The organism is Hymenobacter saemangeumensis, assembly GCF_039541835.1.
Classification (GTDB): domain Bacteria; phylum Bacteroidota; class Bacteroidia; order Cytophagales; family Hymenobacteraceae; genus Hymenobacter; species Hymenobacter saemangeumensis.
Genome location: NZ_BAABGZ010000081.1, coordinates 148680 through 165638, shown reverse-complemented (window position 1 = coordinate 165638; position 16959 = coordinate 148680). Strand labels below are relative to the sequence as shown.

At 60.6% G+C, this 16959-nt stretch carries 18 protein-coding genes; 9 read left to right on the top strand and 9 right to left on the bottom strand.

The annotated features are described in order from the left end of the window. Positions 1 to 78 precede the first annotated feature (78 nt). A complete protein-coding gene (locus tag ABD919_RS22600) occupies positions 79 to 993 on the top strand; it encodes a DMT family transporter (protein ID WP_345238362.1) in 915 nt (304 codons plus the stop codon). 12 nt (positions 994 to 1005) lie between these two features. On the opposite strand, the gene rhuM is transcribed toward ABD919_RS22600, so the two are convergent. From rhuM to lpdA, 3 genes are all read right to left on the bottom strand, one after another. After that, on the bottom strand, positions 1006 to 1395 hold the full coding sequence (gene rhuM / locus ABD919_RS22595) for a RhuM family protein (protein ID WP_345238361.1): 390 nt from the start codon (positions 1393 to 1395) through the stop codon (positions 1006 to 1008). Positions 1396 to 1564: 169 nt separating this feature from the next. Then, the gene (locus ABD919_RS22590; protein WP_345238360.1) at positions 1565 to 2092 is read right to left on the bottom strand and encodes a hypothetical protein; all 528 of its coding nucleotides are present in this window, start codon (positions 2090 to 2092) and stop codon (positions 1565 to 1567) included. A gap of 258 nt (positions 2093 to 2350) precedes the next feature. Beyond that, the gene (lpdA, locus tag ABD919_RS22585; protein WP_345238359.1) at positions 2351 to 3745 is read right to left on the bottom strand and encodes a dihydrolipoyl dehydrogenase; all 1395 of its coding nucleotides are present in this window, start codon (positions 3743 to 3745) and stop codon (positions 2351 to 2353) included. A gap of 245 nt (positions 3746 to 3990) precedes the next feature. Here lpdA and ABD919_RS22580 point away from each other — a divergent pair, with 245 nt between their 5' ends. Continuing rightward, positions 3991 to 4950, top strand: coding sequence for a tetratricopeptide repeat protein (locus tag ABD919_RS22580; RefSeq protein WP_345238358.1), 960 nt, complete (start codon positions 3991 to 3993; stop codon positions 4948 to 4950). Here the strand turns inward: ABD919_RS22580 and ABD919_RS22575 are convergent. Continuing rightward, complete coding sequence (locus tag ABD919_RS22575) at positions 4923 to 6161, bottom strand: geranylgeranyl reductase family protein (protein ID WP_345238357.1); 1239 nt, start codon at positions 6159 to 6161, stop codon at positions 4923 to 4925. The two genes, ABD919_RS22580 and ABD919_RS22575, sit on opposite strands and share 28 nt — an antisense overlap. A gap of 112 nt (positions 6162 to 6273) precedes the next feature. On the opposite strand from ABD919_RS22575, the gene fabG reads away from it, so the two are divergent. Beyond that, complete coding sequence (fabG, locus tag ABD919_RS22570; protein WP_345238356.1) at positions 6274 to 7023, top strand: 3-oxoacyl-[acyl-carrier-protein] reductase; 750 nt, start codon at positions 6274 to 6276, stop codon at positions 7021 to 7023. Positions 7024 to 7028: 5 nt separating this feature from the next. Then, positions 7029 to 7808 (top strand): DUF4262 domain-containing protein, encoded by a 780-nt coding sequence (locus tag ABD919_RS22565; protein WP_345238355.1) that lies wholly within the window; start codon positions 7029 to 7031, stop codon positions 7806 to 7808. 39 nt (positions 7809 to 7847) lie between these two features. Here ABD919_RS22565 and ABD919_RS22560 read toward each other — a convergent pair whose 3' ends face one another. Continuing rightward, positions 7848 to 8555: a hypothetical protein gene (locus ABD919_RS22560; RefSeq protein WP_345238354.1), complete on the bottom strand. Its 708-nt coding sequence runs from the start codon at positions 8553 to 8555 to the stop codon at positions 7848 to 7850. A 103-nt stretch (positions 8556 to 8658) separates the two neighbouring features. Here ABD919_RS22560 and ABD919_RS22555 point away from each other — a divergent pair, with 103 nt between their 5' ends. Beyond that, positions 8659 to 9123 (top strand): YiiX/YebB-like N1pC/P60 family cysteine hydrolase, encoded by a 465-nt coding sequence (locus ABD919_RS22555; protein WP_345238353.1) that lies wholly within the window; start codon positions 8659 to 8661, stop codon positions 9121 to 9123. A gap of 14 nt (positions 9124 to 9137) precedes the next feature. Here the strand turns inward: ABD919_RS22555 and ABD919_RS22550 are convergent, their stop codons facing one another. After that, positions 9138 to 9467: a type II toxin-antitoxin system HicB family antitoxin gene (locus ABD919_RS22550; RefSeq protein WP_345238352.1), complete on the bottom strand. Its 330-nt coding sequence runs from the start codon at positions 9465 to 9467 to the stop codon at positions 9138 to 9140. Continuing rightward, positions 9464 to 9718 (bottom strand): type II toxin-antitoxin system HicA family toxin, encoded by a 255-nt coding sequence (locus tag ABD919_RS22545; protein ID WP_345238351.1) that lies wholly within the window; start codon positions 9716 to 9718, stop codon positions 9464 to 9466. Before ABD919_RS22545 ends, ABD919_RS22550 begins: the two co-directional genes overlap by 4 nt. Before the next feature lie 139 nt (positions 9719 to 9857). Here ABD919_RS22545 and ABD919_RS22540 point away from each other — a divergent pair, with 139 nt between their 5' ends. The 4 genes from ABD919_RS22540 to ABD919_RS22525 all read left to right on the top strand — a co-directional run bounded on the left by ABD919_RS22540 (position 9858) and on the right by ABD919_RS22525 (position 14936). Beyond that, the gene (locus ABD919_RS22540) at positions 9858 to 11939 is read left to right on the top strand and encodes a VWA domain-containing protein (protein ID WP_345238350.1); all 2082 of its coding nucleotides are present in this window, start codon (positions 9858 to 9860) and stop codon (positions 11937 to 11939) included. 379 nt (positions 11940 to 12318) lie between these two features. Beyond that, positions 12319 to 12993 (top strand): NAD-dependent epimerase/dehydratase family protein, encoded by a 675-nt coding sequence (locus ABD919_RS22535; protein WP_345238349.1) that lies wholly within the window; start codon positions 12319 to 12321, stop codon positions 12991 to 12993. A gap of 55 nt (positions 12994 to 13048) precedes the next feature. Next, entirely contained in the window at positions 13049 to 14176 is a 1128-nt protein-coding gene (locus tag ABD919_RS22530) for an MBL fold metallo-hydrolase (protein ID WP_345238348.1), read from the top strand. A gap of 91 nt (positions 14177 to 14267) precedes the next feature. Next, positions 14268 to 14936 (top strand): pseudouridine synthase, encoded by a 669-nt coding sequence (locus tag ABD919_RS22525; protein WP_345238347.1) that lies wholly within the window; start codon positions 14268 to 14270, stop codon positions 14934 to 14936. 163 nt (positions 14937 to 15099) lie between these two features. Here ABD919_RS22525 and asnA read toward each other — a convergent pair whose 3' ends face one another. Both asnA and ABD919_RS22515 read right to left on the bottom strand, forming a co-directional pair. After that, positions 15100 to 16134: an aspartate--ammonia ligase gene (asnA, locus tag ABD919_RS22520; RefSeq protein WP_345238346.1), complete on the bottom strand. Its 1035-nt coding sequence runs from the start codon at positions 16132 to 16134 to the stop codon at positions 15100 to 15102. Positions 16135 to 16511: 377 nt separating this feature from the next. Then, positions 16512 to 16919 carry a hypothetical protein gene (locus ABD919_RS22515; RefSeq protein WP_345238345.1) on the bottom strand — a complete coding sequence of 136 codons (408 nt, stop codon included), beginning with the start codon at positions 16917 to 16919 and terminating at the stop codon, positions 16512 to 16514. Positions 16920 to 16959: the final 40 nt, after the last annotated feature.

Sequence of the window (16959 nt, the reverse complement as noted above, 5' to 3'; positions counted from 1 at the left end):
CTGGTTCTGCCCACGCGGCTCAACGCCCGGCAGCCGGACTCGGCCACGCCAAAGGTCGCGCTTCTACGCCCTGCTTCCATGCCCAATGCCCTCCGCGTTCACGCGGCCTTGTTTCTCGTCTCCCTCATCTACGCGGCCAACTACAGCCTGTCGAAAGACGTGATGCCGCACTACCTCAGCCCGTTCGGCATCGTCACGCTGCGCATTGTGGGCGCCACCCTGTTTTTTGCCGTGGCCAAATACTTTGCCGCGCCCCAGGATAAAATCACAGGCCGGGCCGACGCCATCCGGTCCATTCTCTGCGGCATCTGCGGCATCGGCGTCAACCAGCTGCTGTTTTTCTCCGGCCTCAACCTGACTTCGCCCATCAACGCCTCGCTGCTGCAAACCTTCGCCCCCATTGTCGTGGTGGTGGCCTCGGTCTTTTTGCTGAGCGAGAAAATAACCCTACCGCGGGCGCTGGGTATTCTGGTGGGCCTGATTGGGGCGGCCCTGCTCATCCTCAGCCGCGACGTGCAGGCGGCGGTGTACCCGCAAGCCACGCGGGGCAACATCTACATTCTGCTCAACGCCACCGTGTTCGGCATTTACCTGGTCATCGTCACGCCCTTGATGCGCAAGTACCACGCCTTCACGGTGCTGGGCCGCAGCTTTCTGGTGGGCGCCTTCATTGCCGTGCCCTTCGGCTGGCGCGACGTGCTGGCCGCCAACTACGGCAGCTTCCCGCCCTATATCTGGGCCGAAGTTGCCTACATGATTATCTGCCTCACCATTCTGGCTTACCTGCTCAACAACTGGGCCCTGAAGTACGCCTCCCCCGCCCTGCTCGGCGTGTACATCTACCTGCAGCCGGTGCTGGCCGTGCTCATCGCCGTAAGCCTGGGCAAAGACCAGCTTACCTGGGGCAAGGCCGGGCAGGCCGTGCTCATCTTCCTGGGCGTGTGGCTGGTGAGCAGGAAGCCCAAAGTAGCCGGGATGCCGCAGGAAGAATAGCGCAAGGTTTCGCTAGGTTAAAGGAGGTTTCGCAAATCCTATTTCTACGTCGGTGCCGCGCACCTGCAGGCGCTGGTGGTCGTACTGGTCGAGCACGTCGAGGGCGCGGGCGTAGTCGCCGAGCACCCGCAGCAAGGCGGCCGACTCGTCAGAAGTCAGCTCCTGATTCGCGGCCGCTTCTCCCTGCAGCTGCACCAGCCGCTTCAGTTCGGCCAGCTGCCGGGCACTCTCGCGCAGGCGTTTGTCATTCAGAGCATATTCTTGTACCAGGTACTGCCGCAGTACCTGCGTGGCCCATTTACGAAACTGAGTGCCTTTGATGGAGTTGACGCGGCAGCCAACTGAGATAAATGCATTTAGATTGTAATAGCCAACGGGCCGCCCACCGGAGGTTTTATGCATTTTTTGCATAAAACCTCCGCGCCTTCCCGCCCCTCCAAAGCAATGTGCATATTTTTCACTTTGCAAAACCGAAACTGCACTCACAGACCCAGTATCAATTCAGTTATCAGAAAATTACAGTCAGCTCTTGCCCGGACTTCTGCTAAGCCGAAACCAACTACTTCCAGGGCTAATCCAGTAGATTAAAGCCGTAGAGAAAGGGCGTACTGGCCTCCGCCTGCGGATTAATCACCACCAAAAGCCTTCTGCTTTCCGGAGTTGCGGGCACCGACAGGTAGAGTTGTACCAACTCCAGCGGCTGGCCGGAAACCTGCTCACTTACTATTTTGTATCCGTGCAGGTCATAGTCACGCAGAGGAGCCAACCCACGCCCGACCTTGGCCAGCAGAGCCGTCACGCTGTCGGGGCTGAGGCCCTGCAGGGCGATGGGATGAAGCGTGCGGGCAGCGGCCGCGTAGTCTTCCTGCTGCATGTTGGCCATGATAGTAGTAAGCAGGCCGGCCGCTTGTGCAGCCTGCGCCACTTCGGCCCTGGCAAACGAGTAACTGTGGCTGCTCGACGAATCAGCAACAGTTATTTTATAGTAGTCGTAGCGCTCATGTTCATTACCAGTCAGGCCTTGGTATACCAGCAGGGCACAGTTAGAGGCGGGGAGCTGCAGGTCGTCATAGCGCTGGGCCAGCCCGGGGCTTTCCAAAGTTATTCCCAGAAAACTGCCCTGCAGTTTTTTCCCATCCGTCGAAATGCCGCTGCCCTTGCTGAGCTTTACCTGTCCCCCATATAACTCAGCCACCGCATTTACTGCCCGTTCCTCACTCGGAGAGGCACAACCAGCTAGCAGGCCGCTCAGCAGAAGCACAAAAAAGGCAGTCCCAGGTTTCATAAATTCTTGAAAAAGAAAACCCCAACAGCTTCGCTGCCGGGGCTCTCTGTGTAATTAGCGGTGCGCAGGGCTTTACAGGTGAATCACCTCGCCGTAGGCAGCCGCAGCGGCTTCCATCACGGCTTCGCTCATGGTGGGGTGCGGGTGCACGGCCTTAATGATTTCCATGCCGGTGGTTTCGAGCTTGCGGGCTACCACCACTTCGGCAATCATCTCGGTTACGTTGGCGCCAATCATGTGGGCGCCCAGCCACTCGCCGTACTTCTTGTCGAAGATGACCTTCACGAAGCCGTCCTTGGCGCCGGCGGCGCTGGCTTTGCCCGAGGCCGAAAAGGGGAACTTGCCCACCAGCACGTCGTAGCCTTTTTCCTTGGCTTCCTTTTCCGTCATGCCCACGCTGGCGATTTCGGGCTGAGCGTAGGTGCAGCCGGGAATGTTCTGGTAGTTGAGGGGCTCGGGGTGGTGGCCGGCGATTTTCTCCACGCAGATGATGCCTTCGGCCGAGGCCACGTGGGCCAGGGCGGGGCCGGGCACGATGTCGCCGATGGCGTAGATGCCGGGCACGTTGGTCTGGTAGTAGTCGTCGACGATGATGCGGCCGCGCTCTACTTTGATGCCCAGCTCTTCGAGGCCAATGTTTTCGAGGTTGGTCACGACGCCGGCGGCGCTCAGCACCACGTCGCAGTCAAGCTGCTGCTCACCCTTGGCGGTTTTTACGGTCACCTTGCAGCCTTCGCCGGCGGTGTCCACCTTGGTTACCTCGGCGCTGGTCATCACGTTAATGCCGATTTTCTTGAAGGACTTCTCCATCTGCCGCGACACTTCCTCGTCTTCCACGGGCACGATGCGGGGCATGAACTCCACCACCGTCACCTCGGCGCCCATGGTGCGGTAGAAGTAGGCAAACTCGACGCCGATGGCGCCCGAGCCCACCACCACCATGCGCTTGGGCATGGCCGGCAGCACCATGGCCTGGCGGTAGCCGATGATTTTCTTGCCGTCGATGGGCAGAGCCGGCAGCTCGCGCGAGCGGGCCCCGGTAGCCAGAATGATGTGCTTGGCTTCGACGGTTTCCTTACCGCCGTCGGCCTTGGTTACTTCTACTTTGCCAGCCGCCAGGAGCTTGCCGGTGCCGGAAATCACCTCCACCTTGTTTTTCTTGAGCAGAAACGTCACGCCCTTGCTCATGCCGTCGGCCACGCCGCGGCTGCGCTGCACCACCGCACCGAAGTCGTAGCTGGCGTCCTTCACCGTGATGCCGTAGTCCTGGGCGTGCTGCATGTATTCAAACACCTGGGCCGATTTGAGCAGGGCTTTGGTCGGGATACAGCCCCAGTTAAGGCAGATGCCGCCCAGCGACTCGCGCTCGATAACGCCCACTTTCAGCCCCAGCTGCGAGGCCCGGATGGCGGCAACGTAACCGCCCGGGCCGCTGCCCACCACTACCAAATCAAATTGCAATGCCATAAAACGTTCTTGAGTAAAAGAGGAAAAAACGAGGGCGGCGGGCGCACCCCGCGATTAGGGGGCAAAGATAGCCGCAGCCCTGCACTGCGCCGCGGGACAAGCCAGGAATTCGACAAATGCCGGCTGCTGCCGGCTTGCGCATTTTCAGGAGTGCCCCTATCCGGGGCACAGCGATTCTTGCCTTGTTGCCGTATAAAGCCCGGCTACGGCGCAGCTTGCCGCCAGCCTCTCAGAACCTAACTGTAATGAAACCACTGCTTCGCCTTTCTGCCAGCCTTCTGGGGCTGCTTTCCCTTATTTCCAGCTGCGCGTCCACTACCGAAACCGAGCGTCCCACCAATAACAGCACGCCGGTAGCTACCGCTCCGGCGGCTGAGTCGGCTACTTCGGCGGCCCGCCCCGACTCTTCCGGCGCGGCCGCCACGGCACGCGATGCTACTCTGGCCGCGGCCGAAGGGGCCGGGGCCGCTACCAACACAACGGCCCCGGCCACGACCACTGCCACCAGCAGCCCCGCAGTTTCCGAGGCCGCGGTGGCCGCCGCCCTGGCCGCCGACAAGCCCGACCCGCTGGCGCCGTCGGCCAAAGAAGCCTCAGCCGAGCGGGAAAAAATCCGGAAGATGACCGCGGCCGACTACCGCCAGATGCTGCTCAACGCGGAAGCAGAAGTGGGGCGTAACCCCAAAAACCCACGGGCTTTGCTGGAGCGGGCCAAGGCCAAAAGCTACCTCAAGCAATACAAGGAAGCGCTGCCCGACTACACGGCGGCCATTCGCTACCTGCGCAACAACCCCGACGCCTACTACAACCGGGGCGTTAACCGCCTCATGATGAAGCAGTATAAGCCGGCCGCCAACGACTTCAGCAGCGCCATTAAGTACCGGCCCGACGACAAGGAGTCGTATTTCGGCCGGGGCGTGGCCAAGATTCAGATGTTTCAGTACAAGTCGGCCGTGGGCGACTTCACCAAGGCCATTCAGCTCGACTCCGCTTATGCCGACGCCTGGGAGTACCGCGGCATCAGCTACGCGTCGTTCGACCGCATGAAAGAAGCCCGCGCCGACCTGGAGCGGGCCGCCGAGCTCAACCCCGAAGCGGCTAAAAGCCTGCGCCGCTACGTAGGCAACGGCGGCCAGGAGCCCGAGCCCGCCAAGGGCGGGGCCAGCAAGGGTAAAACTCAGTCGCCGAACAGAAGGCGGAAGTAAAAGCCCGGCTTGCGCAGCCGCTCCCGCAGGTCCAGGTCCAGAAACATCATGGACAGCGTTTCGGCCAGCGTGGGATTTTTGATGGCGCGGTTGGCCACGAAGTTGAACAGCGAGGGGAAGTTGAGCAGGCGCTGCATCACGCGGCTCAGGCGCAGCTCCTGCCAGAGGCGGTTATACACCGCGTTGTCGTAATTCTTTAAAAAGGCCGGCGAGAAGTCGGCTTTTTTGATGGCCTCGCCCGCCCACACCGCCGCGTGCCGGCCGCTCACCATGGCGTGCGAGATGCCCTCCCCGCTAAACGGGTCAATCAGCGAGCCGGCGTCGCCGAGCAGCAGGTAATTGGCGCCGGACAGCGCCCGCCGCTTGGAGCCCAGCGGCAGGCCGAAGCCCCGCACCGGCCCCTGCCGCTCAGCCCCGGCAAACCGGTCCCTGAGTGCGGGGTGGGTTTGCAGAATCTCGTCGAGGCGCTGCCGCAGGTTCACCTTCTTCTTCGCCACGGTTTTCGACAGCATGCCCACGCCCACGTTGGCTTCGCCGTTGGGCAGCGGAAACACCCACAGGTAACCAGGCAGAAAGTCCTGGATGAAGTGCAGCTCGATGAAGTTGTCGGGGCTGAGGCTGCCCACGTTTTTGTAGTAGGCCCGCAGCCCGGCGCAGTTGTGGTCGGGCTCCAGGGCATGGCCGGCCACCTTGCGGGCAAACTCCGACTGGGCACCGTTGGCCACCAGCAGCAGGCGGCAGGAAGCCAGCTCCTGCCCGTCTTTGCTTAGCAGGCGCCAGCCGTCGGCGGTGCGCTCGGTGCTGGCCACGTCCACGTTTTCGCGGAAAGTAATTTCGGGCCGGCGGCGCACTTCTTCCACCAGGAAGTTGTCGAAGTCGAGGCGCTTGGCCACGTGCCCGGCGGCGCGGTCGGTTTCCTTGTTGAACCGCGGGCGGAAGGGCACGCCGAGCTTGCGGCCGTTGGGCGCGAAGAAGTCGATGCCCCAGCTGGGCACTTGGAAGGGCGCGGCGGCCAGCTTGTCGGGCAGCGTCTCGTCGATGCGGCGCAGCTCGCTCTGCACCTTGCCGCTCAGGGCGTCGCCGCAGATTTTATCGCGCGGAAAGCTGGCGCGGTCCAGCAACAGGCAGGGCTGGCCGGCGTTGGCCAGGTGCAGGGCAGCCGTGGCCCCGCCGGGGCCGGCGCCGAGAATACAGATGTCGTGGTGAAGCATAAGTCGACCACGAAGGTAGAACGATGTAGCGCGGACTTTCAGTCCGTGTCCCCGCACCGGTAAAGTCGTTCCGGGGCGCGGACTGAAAGTCCGCGCTACTTACCTTCGTCCCATGACCAACACACTCACCGGAAAAGTGGCCCTCGTGACGGGCGCTTCCAAAGGAATTGGCCGCGCCATCGCGGCGCATTTTGCCCAGCTTGGCGCCGATGTCGCCTTCACCTATCTCTCCTCCGTCGAAAAAGGTCAGGCCCTGGAGGCCGAGCTTTCTGCGCACGGCTCCAAAGCAAAAGGCTACCGCTCCGACGCCTCCGACTACGCCCAGGCCGAAAAGCTGATTGAGGACGTGGTGGCCGACTTCGGCAAGCTCGACGTCCTCGTCAACAACGCCGGCATCACCCAGGACGGCCTGCTCATGCGCATGAGCGAGCAGCAGTGGGACCAGGTGCTGAACGTGAACCTGAAGTCGGTGTTCAACCTGACCAAGGCTGCCACCAAGCCCATGATGCGCGCCAAGTCGGGCTCCATCATCAATATGACCTCGGTAGTAGGCATCAAGGGCAACGCCGGGCAGGCCAACTACGCGGCCTCCAAGTCGGGCATTATCGGCTTCACCAAGTCGGTAGCCCTGGAGCTGGGCTCGCGCAACATCCGCTGCAACGCCATTGCCCCCGGCTTCATCGAAACCGAGATGACCGATGCCCTCGACCCCAAGCAGGTAGACGAGTGGCGCAAGGCCATTCCCCTCAAGCGCGGCGGCCGGCCCGAGGACGTGGCCAAAGCCACCGCGTTTCTGGCGTCGGACGACTCGGCCTACATCACCGGGCAGGTGCTGCAGGTGGATGGCGGGATGCTGACGTAGGGAATATGGCCACGCCGGAAGAAGACGCTGCGCACGAAGCGGAGGCTGAGAAAAAAATCATCAGCGACGTTGAGCAATATGGATTTCATGTTGCACAGTTTCACGGCGACGGCTATTCGCCCAGCTTTGCTTACACCATTGGGTTATTCAAAACTTATGGTTATCCAGAGCTTATCTGTTTTGGTTTAAACCTCGACCTGCTGCATTCGGTAATTTGGTCAGGCAAGGAGCTGTTGGATAAGCAGCCCATGCCTGACCAAAGCATCGGGTATCCCGATTTTTTAGGAGACTACGATGTGCGTTTTCTAACCGTGGATAAGGCTTGGTATAAAGACTATTTCGGCTACGGCTATTGGTTCAATAAAGGTTGGGATTTTCCGGCCTTGCAAATTGTGTGGCCGGATAAGCAAGCCCTCTTTCCTTGGGAGGATGGTTTCAACCCAGCCTGGAAGTTCGGGCAGCCGTTGCTTGACCGGAATACTGACTTCAAGTTTTGGGAAGAAAGAAACGTTGCTGTTTTCACTACTCGCCAGGCTCTACAAGGACTGCCAATTCTGCGCGTGGTGCACGAAACTGATGGCACCTGGCAATTTCTATGTGATACGACTTATGATGAAGCTGACCTCAAAATAGTAACGCTGGAAGAAATTGTAGAACGCGACCCAACCGTTAACGAGCTATTTCAGCTGAATTATAGCTGGCACGCACTGCGGGAAGCGGTGAGCGAAAAATGGCAAATGGAAGAGCACGAGCCAGAAGAGGATTCTGAGGAAGCTGAAGAATAAACCGCCAGCACCTCCCCTGCCTGCTAACCGCGCCCGCGCCTATTGCTCTTGCACACCCTCAGCATCAGCAAATCTGACTACCCCGAATTTGCGGGGGCCTTCGTGCTTACTGCGTGTTTTGGGGCCACCATCGGCCGCAGTATCCTTGCAGGAGTATATGAAGGTGTCTCTGGCCTGCAACAGCCAATCCTGCCGGTCAGGATGGTAACGGAAGGTGATTGTAGTTGCGATTTTTTCGCAGTTGCCGCCCAGCTCCTCGATTGAAAAGTTGCGTCCTTTGATAGAAAAGCCTTGAAACGGGTCGCCTACGGCCATGCTGCCGCAGTCTGAACATTGAACCAAGCCTGCATTGGCCGCTGCTACGCGCAAGCCCGCTGTTTTGTCATTGAGAACGATGAATACCGTGCGGCAGAAGGAGTTTTCGCCTTCTTCGTCGCACGGACGCTTGCCCCGCGCCAATACCAGGTAGTCGTCGGAGCCATCACCGTTGAGGTCGCCCCGCCGGAAATGCTCAGCCTCAACCGTGGTATCGGCCTGCGCCAGAACCGGCCCCAAGGCCCAGAGCGAATCGGCATGAGCGCGCGCGCTGGCTTCGTAGTCAACTGCCGGCTGCGGTTGGGAAACCGCACCAGTAGGAACGGGCTGAGCCTGGCTGGTGTCGGCTTGAGGCGCTGCTGATACGGGAGCCTCTGCTTGCGTACCAGGTTTGGCGGCCGGCTCACACGCCGAGCCAGCAATGACGAGCATTCCAACCCAAAAAGAAGCAGCGTTTGGCATGACAGGAATTTAAGCGTCTATTTGCTAAAGAGCCAAAGATGTGCGCTTGAGCTGACCTGTACAAATCCGAACAATGAACCGCTGGCTCCTCCTCCCCTTCCTGCTACTGGCCGCCCTGGCCCTGGCGGCCTACCCGCGCCTGCTGCGCTTCCAGAGCCAGCAGGCCGCTGAAGCCGCTGCTACCCAAACTGCCAGCCAGCTCCGCGACGGCGACCTGATATTCCACACCTCCCTATCAGCCCAGAGCCAGGCCATACAGCTGGCCACCAAGTCGCCCTGGAGCCACCACTACGACCTGGCCTTTGGCTGGACCGACGACCGGATTTACTGCTCGGAGCTTATCTGGAAGGTGTACGAGCGAGGCCTGGGCCGCCGCCTGGGCACCTTGCAGCAGCTGAAAGACTTCGACCTGAGCCACCCGGCTGTGCAGGCCAAGCTGCGCGAGCGGTACGGCCGGCAGTTGCCGCTGAGTGAACCCGTAATTTCGCCGGTCAGCATCTTCAACAGCCCGGAATTGGTGACGGCTTTACAGCGGTAAACGCGCTGCTGTTTTTACACAAACCGCCGCACGGCCTCTACCACCAGCTGGTTCAGACTCATGTTGCGCTCCCGCGAAGCCAGGGCTGCCTGCCGGTGCAGCTCCGGGTTCATACGCACGTTAAAGCTGCCTTTGAAGGGCTTCTCGGGCTGCTTCCCGGTGGCCTGGCATAATGCCAGGTAGTCTTCCACGGCTTCTACAAAGGCATTTTCCAGCTCTTCCACGGTGCGGCCTTCGAAAGAAACCAAGTCGGTGATGTCGTCCAGCTTGCCAAAAAACACCCGGTCTTCGGCGCTGTATTCAACGCGGGCCGTGTAGGCGCCGTGCTTCAAAACGCTGCTCATGGTTTGTTAAGGTTTAGTTGTTGAATAATTTGCTTGAGCTGATACTGCTTCAGAATATTGCCGGGATGTGGCTTGTGCAGCCGGATAATGACGCTGGTAGCGGCATTGACAAACGCCCGGCGGCTGCCCCCGGTTTTGCCAGCACTTAGCTCCTCATAGCCCAGCGCCTTCAGCAGGCGTAGCAGTTCATCCCAGATGAAATCCGTAGGCTGAGTTAGCAGCCGGGCCAGGAGTTTCTCGTGCTTGCTCATGCAACAAATGCAACTAAATTTCAGTTGCTCAAAGTTACATTATAACCATTCGACTGCGGGCGCAACCTTACGGGAGTATTTTTGCCTGTTCCCTGTGTTGGTCTTAGTGCCAGCCGACTCGCATCTTTTCGCCTCTCATTTGCTTACTACCGCTTATTCTTCCTGGTTTATCCCGCTCTGCCTGCTCGTAGGAGCCGGTTACGCGGCCCTGCAATACTCGGCCAAGGCGCCCTGGAGCCGGCCGCTAAACTATGCCCTGGCGGCCTTGCGCTTTGCCGTAGTTAGCTTTCTGTGCTACCTGCTGCTCGCGCCCTTTGTGAAAACCACCACCACCCGCACCGAGGCGCCCACCGTGGTGCTGGCCGTCGACAACTCGCAGTCGGTGGAGCTGTTCACGCCCGCCCCTGCCCTAAGCCAGGCCCGTAGCGGCTTACCCCGGCTGGCGGCCGCTCTGCGCGAAAAAGGCTTCGAGGTAGAAACCCGCACCCTCACCCCCACTCCCAACCGCCCCGCCCGGCCCGACTCGCTGCGCTTCAGCGCAACGGCTACCGACCTGGGCCAGCTGCTGGGCGGCACCCAGGAAGCCTATGAAGACCGCAACCTGGCCGCCGTGGTGCTGCTCTCCGATGGCCTGGTCAACCAGGGCCGCAGCCCGGTGTATGCCGACTACCGCTTCCCCGTATACAGCGTGGCCGTGGGTGATACCGTTCCCAAGAAAGACCTGCGCATTTCGGCCCTCAACTACAACCGGGTGGCGTTTAGCGGCAATAAATTTCCCATTGAGGCCGAATTTGGCTTCGAGGGCTATGCGGGTAGCACGGCCACTGTGGAGCTGCGCGAAGCTGGCCGCGTGCTGGAGTCGCGCCGCGTGGCCCTGCCCGCCGACCGCCGCCGGGTGCGCACCACCTTTCAGCTTACGGCACCTGCGCCGGGCAAGCGCCGCTACGAAGTGCGCATACTGCCCCAGCCGGGCGAGTTTACGCCCCTCAACAACGCCCGCACAGCCTTTATCGAGATTGTGAAAGGCAAGCTGCGGGTGCTGCTGGCCGGCGCGGCTCCTCACCCCGACATCAAGGCGCTGCGGGCGGCCATTCTGGCCAACGACAACTTCGACCTGACCCTGGCCCTGCCCGGCGTGACGCCGCTGAAAGCCGGCGCCGACTTCGACGTGGCCATTCTGCACCAGCTGCCGGCCCAGGGCGGGCTGGGCGACGACATCCTGGCCCAGGTGCAGGCCCGCAAGGTGCCGGCCCTGTTCGTCATCGGCGCCCAAACCAACCTGGGGGCCTTCAACCAGCTGGGCACCGGCCTCACCATTCAGCCCCGCGGCTCCCAGACCGATGAGGTGACGCCCCTGCCCAACCCCGGGTTTGCCCGCTTCGCCACCGATGAGGAGTCGGCCCGCCGCTTCGCGGCCTACCCGCCCACCCCCGTACCTTTCGGCGACCTGCGCCTGGGCGCCGGCGCTGAGGCCGCCCTCTGGCAGCAGGTGGGCCGCCTGCCCACCCAGAAGCCCCTGCTGGTATTCGGCGGCACCGCCGAGCGGCGGCAGGCCACCCTGCTCACCGAGGGCAGCTGGCAGTGGCGCCTGCAGGAAGCCGTGGAGCACGACGACCGGCCCGAAGCCTACGACCGGCTCATCATCCGCACCCTGCAGCTGCTGACGCAGAATGCCAACAAGAAGCGCCTTGACGTGTACCCGACCCAGGATGCTTTTGGCACCCAGGACGACGTGACGCTGGGCGCCGAAACCTACAACGCGGTGTTTGAGCGCCTCTACAACCAGCAAATCAACCTCACGCTCACCGACGAGAAGAAGAACACGCGGCGCTTCAGCTTCGCCAACGCCGAAGACGGCTCGCCCCTGCACCTGGGCCCGCTGCCGGCCGGCCTCTATCGCTACGAGGCCAAAGCCACCCTGGGCGGCCAGGCCCAGCAGGACGCCGGCGAGATACTGGTGCAGGAACAGCCCCTGGAAGCGCTGGAAAGCCGCGCCGACCACAACCTGCTGGCCCAGCTCTCGCGCCGCAGCGGCGGCCGCCTCTACTACCCGAGTCAATTCGACAAGCTTACCCAGGACTTGCTGCAGGCCAACTTCAAGCCCGTAATCACGGCCGAGGAAGACCTCAAGGACTTAATCAACCTTAAATGGCTGTTTTTCCTGATTCTTGGCTTCCTGACGGTGGAATGGGCCGTACGTAAGTATTCGGGCAGCGTGTAAAGCCTTTCGTATAAGCTGAACAAGCAGGGGGCCGAAGCGCAGCGCTTCGGCCCCCTGCTTTTTTCAGAGAACACAGTAATATCACTGATGATAAGCCTATTACACAAACCAAACGGTATAAGAACGACGTAGAGACGCAACATTTTGCGTCTCCGGGAATGCGCCGTTAGAATAGCTTATGCTCAAACAGGTCGTTCAACGATGAGACGCAAGATGTTGCGTCTCTACTACGCTGAATGGTTATTCGCTTACTGCTCCGCAACGGGCCTTGGTAGGTGCGTTTGCGCGTCGCAAAGGCCGATTTCAGCAAATAATTCGCGGCTAGCTAAAGTAGAACACCGCCTGGCGCGTCCTTGCTGATAACTCACTTCATCCTCGCATGAGCTTAAAGGTTATTATTACCGGCGCCACCGGCATGGTAGGCGAAGGCGTGCTGCTCGAATGCCTGCAAAACCCGGCTGTGGAAGCCGTACTAAGCCTGAGCCGCCGACCCAGCGGCATCCGCCATTCCAAGATGAAGGAGGTGCTGGTATCGGACTTGCAGGATTTGTCGGCTGTCGAAGACCAGCTGCGGAGCTACAACGCCTGCTTTTTCTGTGCCGGCGTCTCCTCTCTGGGCATCAGCCAGGCCGAGTACGAGCGCATCACCCACGACCTGACGCTGTACGTGGCCCACACCCTGCTGCGCCTCAACCCCGGCCTGAGCTTTACCTACGTGACCGGCGCGGGCACCGACAGCCGCGAGCAAAGCCGGCAGCACTGGGCCCGCGTGAAGGGCCGCACCGAAAACGACCTGCTGAAGCTGCCCTTCCGCCACGCTTACATGTTCCGACCCGGCTTTATGAAGCCTATGGCCGGGCAGCAGCGGGTGCTGAGCATGTACAAATACGTGGGCTGGCTCTACCCCGTAGCCCGCGTGCTGGCCCCGGCTTTCATCTCCACCATGCAGGAAGTAGGCCAGGCCATGATTGCTGCCGTACAAAACGGCTACCCCAAGCCTGTGCTGGAAGTGCGCGACATTGTGGCGCTGGCGCGTGAATCAGTTAAAAGTTAAAAGTGAAGAGTTAAAACCAGCCCCCTTTTAACTCTTCACTTTTAACTCTTACAGAATGCGAAAACCCTTAAAGACCTTTCTCTTGACAACGAGCAGCATCATCGGCGCCGTGCTGCTCGGCGCCGTGGCATTCACCAGCTTCGGCTCCGAGTTTGGCGGCAAGCCCAGCAAGGCCGACAAGGCAGCCTACGCCAAATCGGGCCATTATCAGGACGGCGAATTCGTAAACCTGGTGCCCACCTCCGTTTCTACCGGAGGCAACATGCTGGGCATGCTGTGGAAGTTCTTGTTTAAGAAAGCCCCCAACGTGGCGCCGCCCGGCCCCCTGCCAACCCTGCCCCTGGACTCGCTCAGCATCACCCGCAAAACGCCGGAGCTGCTGCGCGTTACCTGGTTCGGGCACTCGGCCAGCCTGGTGGAGATAGCCGGACAAAACCTCCTGTTCGACCCCATGCTGAGCGTGGAGATGGGCCCCGTGACCTGGCTTACGCCCAACCGCTACAACCCCGCCCTGGCCATCCGCCCCGAGCAGCTGCCCACTATCGCGGCGGTGATGATTTCCCACGACCACTACGACCACCTCGACTACAAAACCATCCGCCTCCTCAAAGACAAGGTGGGCAAGTTCTTCGTGCCCCTGGGCATTGGGCCGCACCTGCGGGCCTGGGGCGTAGCCCCGGAGCGCATTCAGGAGATGAACTGGGGCGAGCAGGCCCAGCTGCCGGGCCTCACCATCACCTGCACGCCCAGCCGCCACTTCTCGGGTCGCGGCCTTACCAACCGCAACTCCACGCTGTGGAGCTCCTGGGTGGTGCAGTCGCCCGCTAAGCGGGTATTCTACAGCGGCGACGGCGGCTATGGGCCCCACTTCGCCAGCATCGGCGCCACCTACGGCCCCTTCGACCTGGCCCTAATGGAGTGCGGGCAGTACAACGCCGACTGGGCCCAGATTCACATGATGCCCGAACAAAGCGTGCAGGCGGCCGTCGACGTGAAAGCCCGGGTGATGCTGCCCGTGCACTGGGGCGCCTTCACCGAGGCCTTCCACCCCTGGAACGAGCCCGTGGAGCGGGCCAGCGCCGAGGCCATGCGTCAGCACCTGCCCCTGGCCACCCCGCGCCTGGGCGAGCCCGTAACTTTGGGCGCCGGCCCGCTGCCTACCACCGCCTGGTGGCGGCAATAGGCGAGTATGAGTTATGAATTATGAATTATTTGACCACCCTACGGCACGAACAACTCATAACTCATAACTCATAACTCATAACTCCCTTCCCATGCGCTACATCCTGCTCAACAAGCCCTACGAAGTTCTCACCCAGTTTACCGACGAGCATGGCCGCGCCACGCTCAAGGACTTCGTACCCCTGCCGGGCATCTACCCCGTGGGCCGGCTCGACTTCGACAGCGAGGGCCTGCTGCTGCTCACCGACGACAAAGGCCTGCAGCACCGCCTGAGCGACCCCAAGTTCAAGGTATTCAAAACCTACTGGGCCCAGGTGGAAGGCACCATAACGGAGGAAGCGTTGGAAAAGCTGCGCCGCGGCGTCGTCATCAAGGAAGGGAAAACCTTGCCCGGCCAGGCTGCCGAAATCCCCGAGCCGGCCGCGCTGTGGGCGCGCAGCACGCCCATCCGCTACCGGGCCAGCATCCCGACCAGCTGGCTGGAAATCCGCATCTCCCAGGGCATGAACCGGCAGGTGCGCAAGATGTGCGCCGCCGTGGGCCTGCCCTGCCTGCGCCTCATCCGCGCCAGTATCGACGAGCTGCAGCTGGGCGAGCTGGGCCCCGGCCAGTGGCGCGAGCTCACCCCGGAGGAGTCGCGGAAAATCAAGGCCAAGTTCTCGGCCACCAAGAACCCGGCCAACCGCAAGCTGGGCAGCGCCGGGGCAAAGCCGGGAGCAAACCCCACGCCCAGCCCTTCCCCAAAAGGGAGGGGAGTCTGACGTATACTTCAAGCCTCTACTTTTTCCCTATTCGATTTAATTCCTGGCTGGCTACTGCCACGAAAAAGCCCGTTGATTAATCTCAACGGGCTTTTTTGTATTTGCAAATATGGTATTATCGTCAGGCTCCCCTCCCCCGGAGGGAAGGGGCCGGGGGTGGGGCTTACAGCAGCCCCACCCCCGCTCCCACCATCTCCTCGCGCACGGCCTCGGGCCAGATGCTCACCTGCACCTCGCCGATGTGGGCCTTGCGCAGCATAAACATGCACACCCGCGACTGCCCGATGCCGCCGCCTATGCTCTGCGGCAGCTCGTCGGCCAGCAGCAAGCGGTGGAAAGCCAGCTCCTGCCGCTCGGGGCAGCCGCGCAGGGCCAGCTGCCGGGCCAGGGCCACTTTATCTACCCGGATACCCATGGACGAAACCTCGAAGGAGGTTTGCAGCACCGGGTTCCAGAGTAGGATGTCGCCGTTGAGGCCGCGGTGCCCGTCTTCGTTTTCGCTGCTCCAGTCGTCGTAGTCGGGGGCGCGGCCGTCGTGGATTTCGCCGTGGCTGAGCTCGCCGCCGATGCCCATCAGGAATACGGCGCCGTACTCGCGGGCGGCTTCGTGCTCGCGCTGCTTGGGCGTGAGCGTGGGGTAGCGCCGCAGCAGGTCTTCGGCGTGGATGAAGGTGATGCTAGTCGGCAGCACTGGCACGATGCCAAACTCTTCGCCTACCTGCTGCTCGGTGCTTTTCAGGGCCTCGTAGATGGTTTCTACGGTTTCTTTTAGATAGGAAATGCTGCGCTGCTCGGGCAGCATGTGCTTTTCCCAGTCCCACTGGTCGACGTAGATGGAGTGGATGGGACTGTAGTCTTCGTCGGGGCGCAGGGCGCGCATGTCGGTGAGCAGGCCGCGGCCGGCGGCGATGCCCAGCTCCCGCAGGCGCAGGCGCTTCCACTTGGCCAGGGAGTGCACCACCACGGCCCGCTGCTCGTCCAAGGCCTTGATGGGGAAGCCTACGGGGCGCTCCGTGCCGTTCAGGTCGTCGTTGATGCCGGTGCCGTCGAGCACGGCAATGGGCGAGGATACCTTGACCAGGTGCAGGCGCCGGACCAGCTCACGGGCAAAGCTGTCTTTGACAAAGGAAATGGCCGTTTCGGTGGCCAGCAGCTCGGCCGCCGTGGGCCGGGCAAGGGGGGAAGAAAGTGTCTTCATGTTGTGAATTGGGGTTATTGGTTGAAATGTGTTTGCTTGAGTTTGGGCAATAGGGAGCCAGCTCCTGGCGAGGAGTTTTTTATTTCCGTGAATGGGTTTTGGCGGGGAAGGGTAAAAAAAAAGCCTTCCGAGTCACGGAAGGCTATTCAATTGAATTATTGTTCATCATTTCCTTTTCCTGAACAATAGCCTTCCAGTCCCGAATTGATTATTCGAGTTATTGAGGAAGTTATTATTCTGGAACAGGGTCATGTGGGTGCTTTGAGGCTTGAGGGCGGCAATTAGGGAAGTATTTGCTTACGAAGCAACAGAATTTTAAAAATCACAATCTTTTTTAACAGCCTACTCAATGAATACAGCAGGTCTAATGCGCTCAATTAATCATACGACCAGCCGGAATCGACCTGACAGACGATGCTATCGGCATTAAAAGTCACTCCGGACCGGTACCAAGCTAAATCACTTACTAATACAAAGCTTTTGTCGGTTCGTCGGCGCAGGTAGCCATCGTTTGTATAGTGGTATTCTATGCTAAGCAGTAAGCCTGACGTGGAATCCCGGAATGAAAATAAAGGCTCTCCAACGATTTCCCTCACTTGCCCAAGCGTCATTCCAACCTTCACAGCTCGAAACTTCTCCGGTGTATAGTCTGAGGCAAATTCGGTGTCAGCGTATGGGTCGAACGGATTATAGGACTCCCCTGCTAAAAGTACGCCTAGGCAAAACATCAAAAATAGGACAACGCTTGCTACCAAAACTGCGGCTTTTTTGTCTGTCTCCTTCATTCTACGTTCATAAACGTGTAGATAAAAAAGCCACATACTG

Coding starts and splice junctions, on each gene's coding strand:
- ABD919_RS22600 (WP_345238362.1), top strand. CDS start 79: ATGCCCAATGCCCTCCGCGTTCACGCGGCCTTGTTTCTCGTCTCCCTC.
- rhuM (WP_345238361.1), bottom strand. CDS start 1,395: ATGCATAAAACCTCCGGTGGGCGGCCCGTTGGCTATTACAATCTAAAT.
- lpdA (WP_345238359.1), bottom strand. CDS start 3,745: ATGGCATTGCAATTTGATTTGGTAGTGGTGGGCAGCGGCCCGGGCGGT.
- ABD919_RS22580 (WP_345238358.1), top strand. CDS start 3,991: ATGAAACCACTGCTTCGCCTTTCTGCCAGCCTTCTGGGGCTGCTTTCC.
- ABD919_RS22575 (WP_345238357.1), bottom strand. CDS start 6,161: ATGCTTCACCACGACATCTGTATTCTCGGCGCCGGCCCCGGCGGGGCC.
- fabG (WP_345238356.1), top strand. CDS start 6,274: ATGACCAACACACTCACCGGAAAAGTGGCCCTCGTGACGGGCGCTTCC.
- ABD919_RS22565 (WP_345238355.1), top strand. CDS start 7,029: ATGGCCACGCCGGAAGAAGACGCTGCGCACGAAGCGGAGGCTGAGAAA.
- ABD919_RS22560 (WP_345238354.1), bottom strand. CDS start 8,555: ATGCTCGTCATTGCTGGCTCGGCGTGTGAGCCGGCCGCCAAACCTGGT.
- ABD919_RS22555 (WP_345238353.1), top strand. CDS start 8,659: ATGAACCGCTGGCTCCTCCTCCCCTTCCTGCTACTGGCCGCCCTGGCC.
- ABD919_RS22550 (WP_345238352.1), bottom strand. CDS start 9,467: ATGAGCAGCGTTTTGAAGCACGGCGCCTACACGGCCCGCGTTGAATAC.
- ABD919_RS22545 (WP_345238351.1), bottom strand. CDS start 9,718: ATGAGCAAGCACGAGAAACTCCTGGCCCGGCTGCTAACTCAGCCTACG.
- ABD919_RS22535 (WP_345238349.1), top strand. CDS start 12,319: ATGAGCTTAAAGGTTATTATTACCGGCGCCACCGGCATGGTAGGCGAA.
- ABD919_RS22530 (WP_345238348.1), top strand. CDS start 13,049: ATGCGAAAACCCTTAAAGACCTTTCTCTTGACAACGAGCAGCATCATC.
- ABD919_RS22525 (WP_345238347.1), top strand. CDS start 14,268: ATGCGCTACATCCTGCTCAACAAGCCCTACGAAGTTCTCACCCAGTTT.
- asnA (WP_345238346.1), bottom strand. CDS start 16,134: ATGAAGACACTTTCTTCCCCCCTTGCCCGGCCCACGGCGGCCGAGCTG.
- ABD919_RS22515 (WP_345238345.1), bottom strand. CDS start 16,919: ATGAAGGAGACAGACAAAAAAGCCGCAGTTTTGGTAGCAAGCGTTGTC.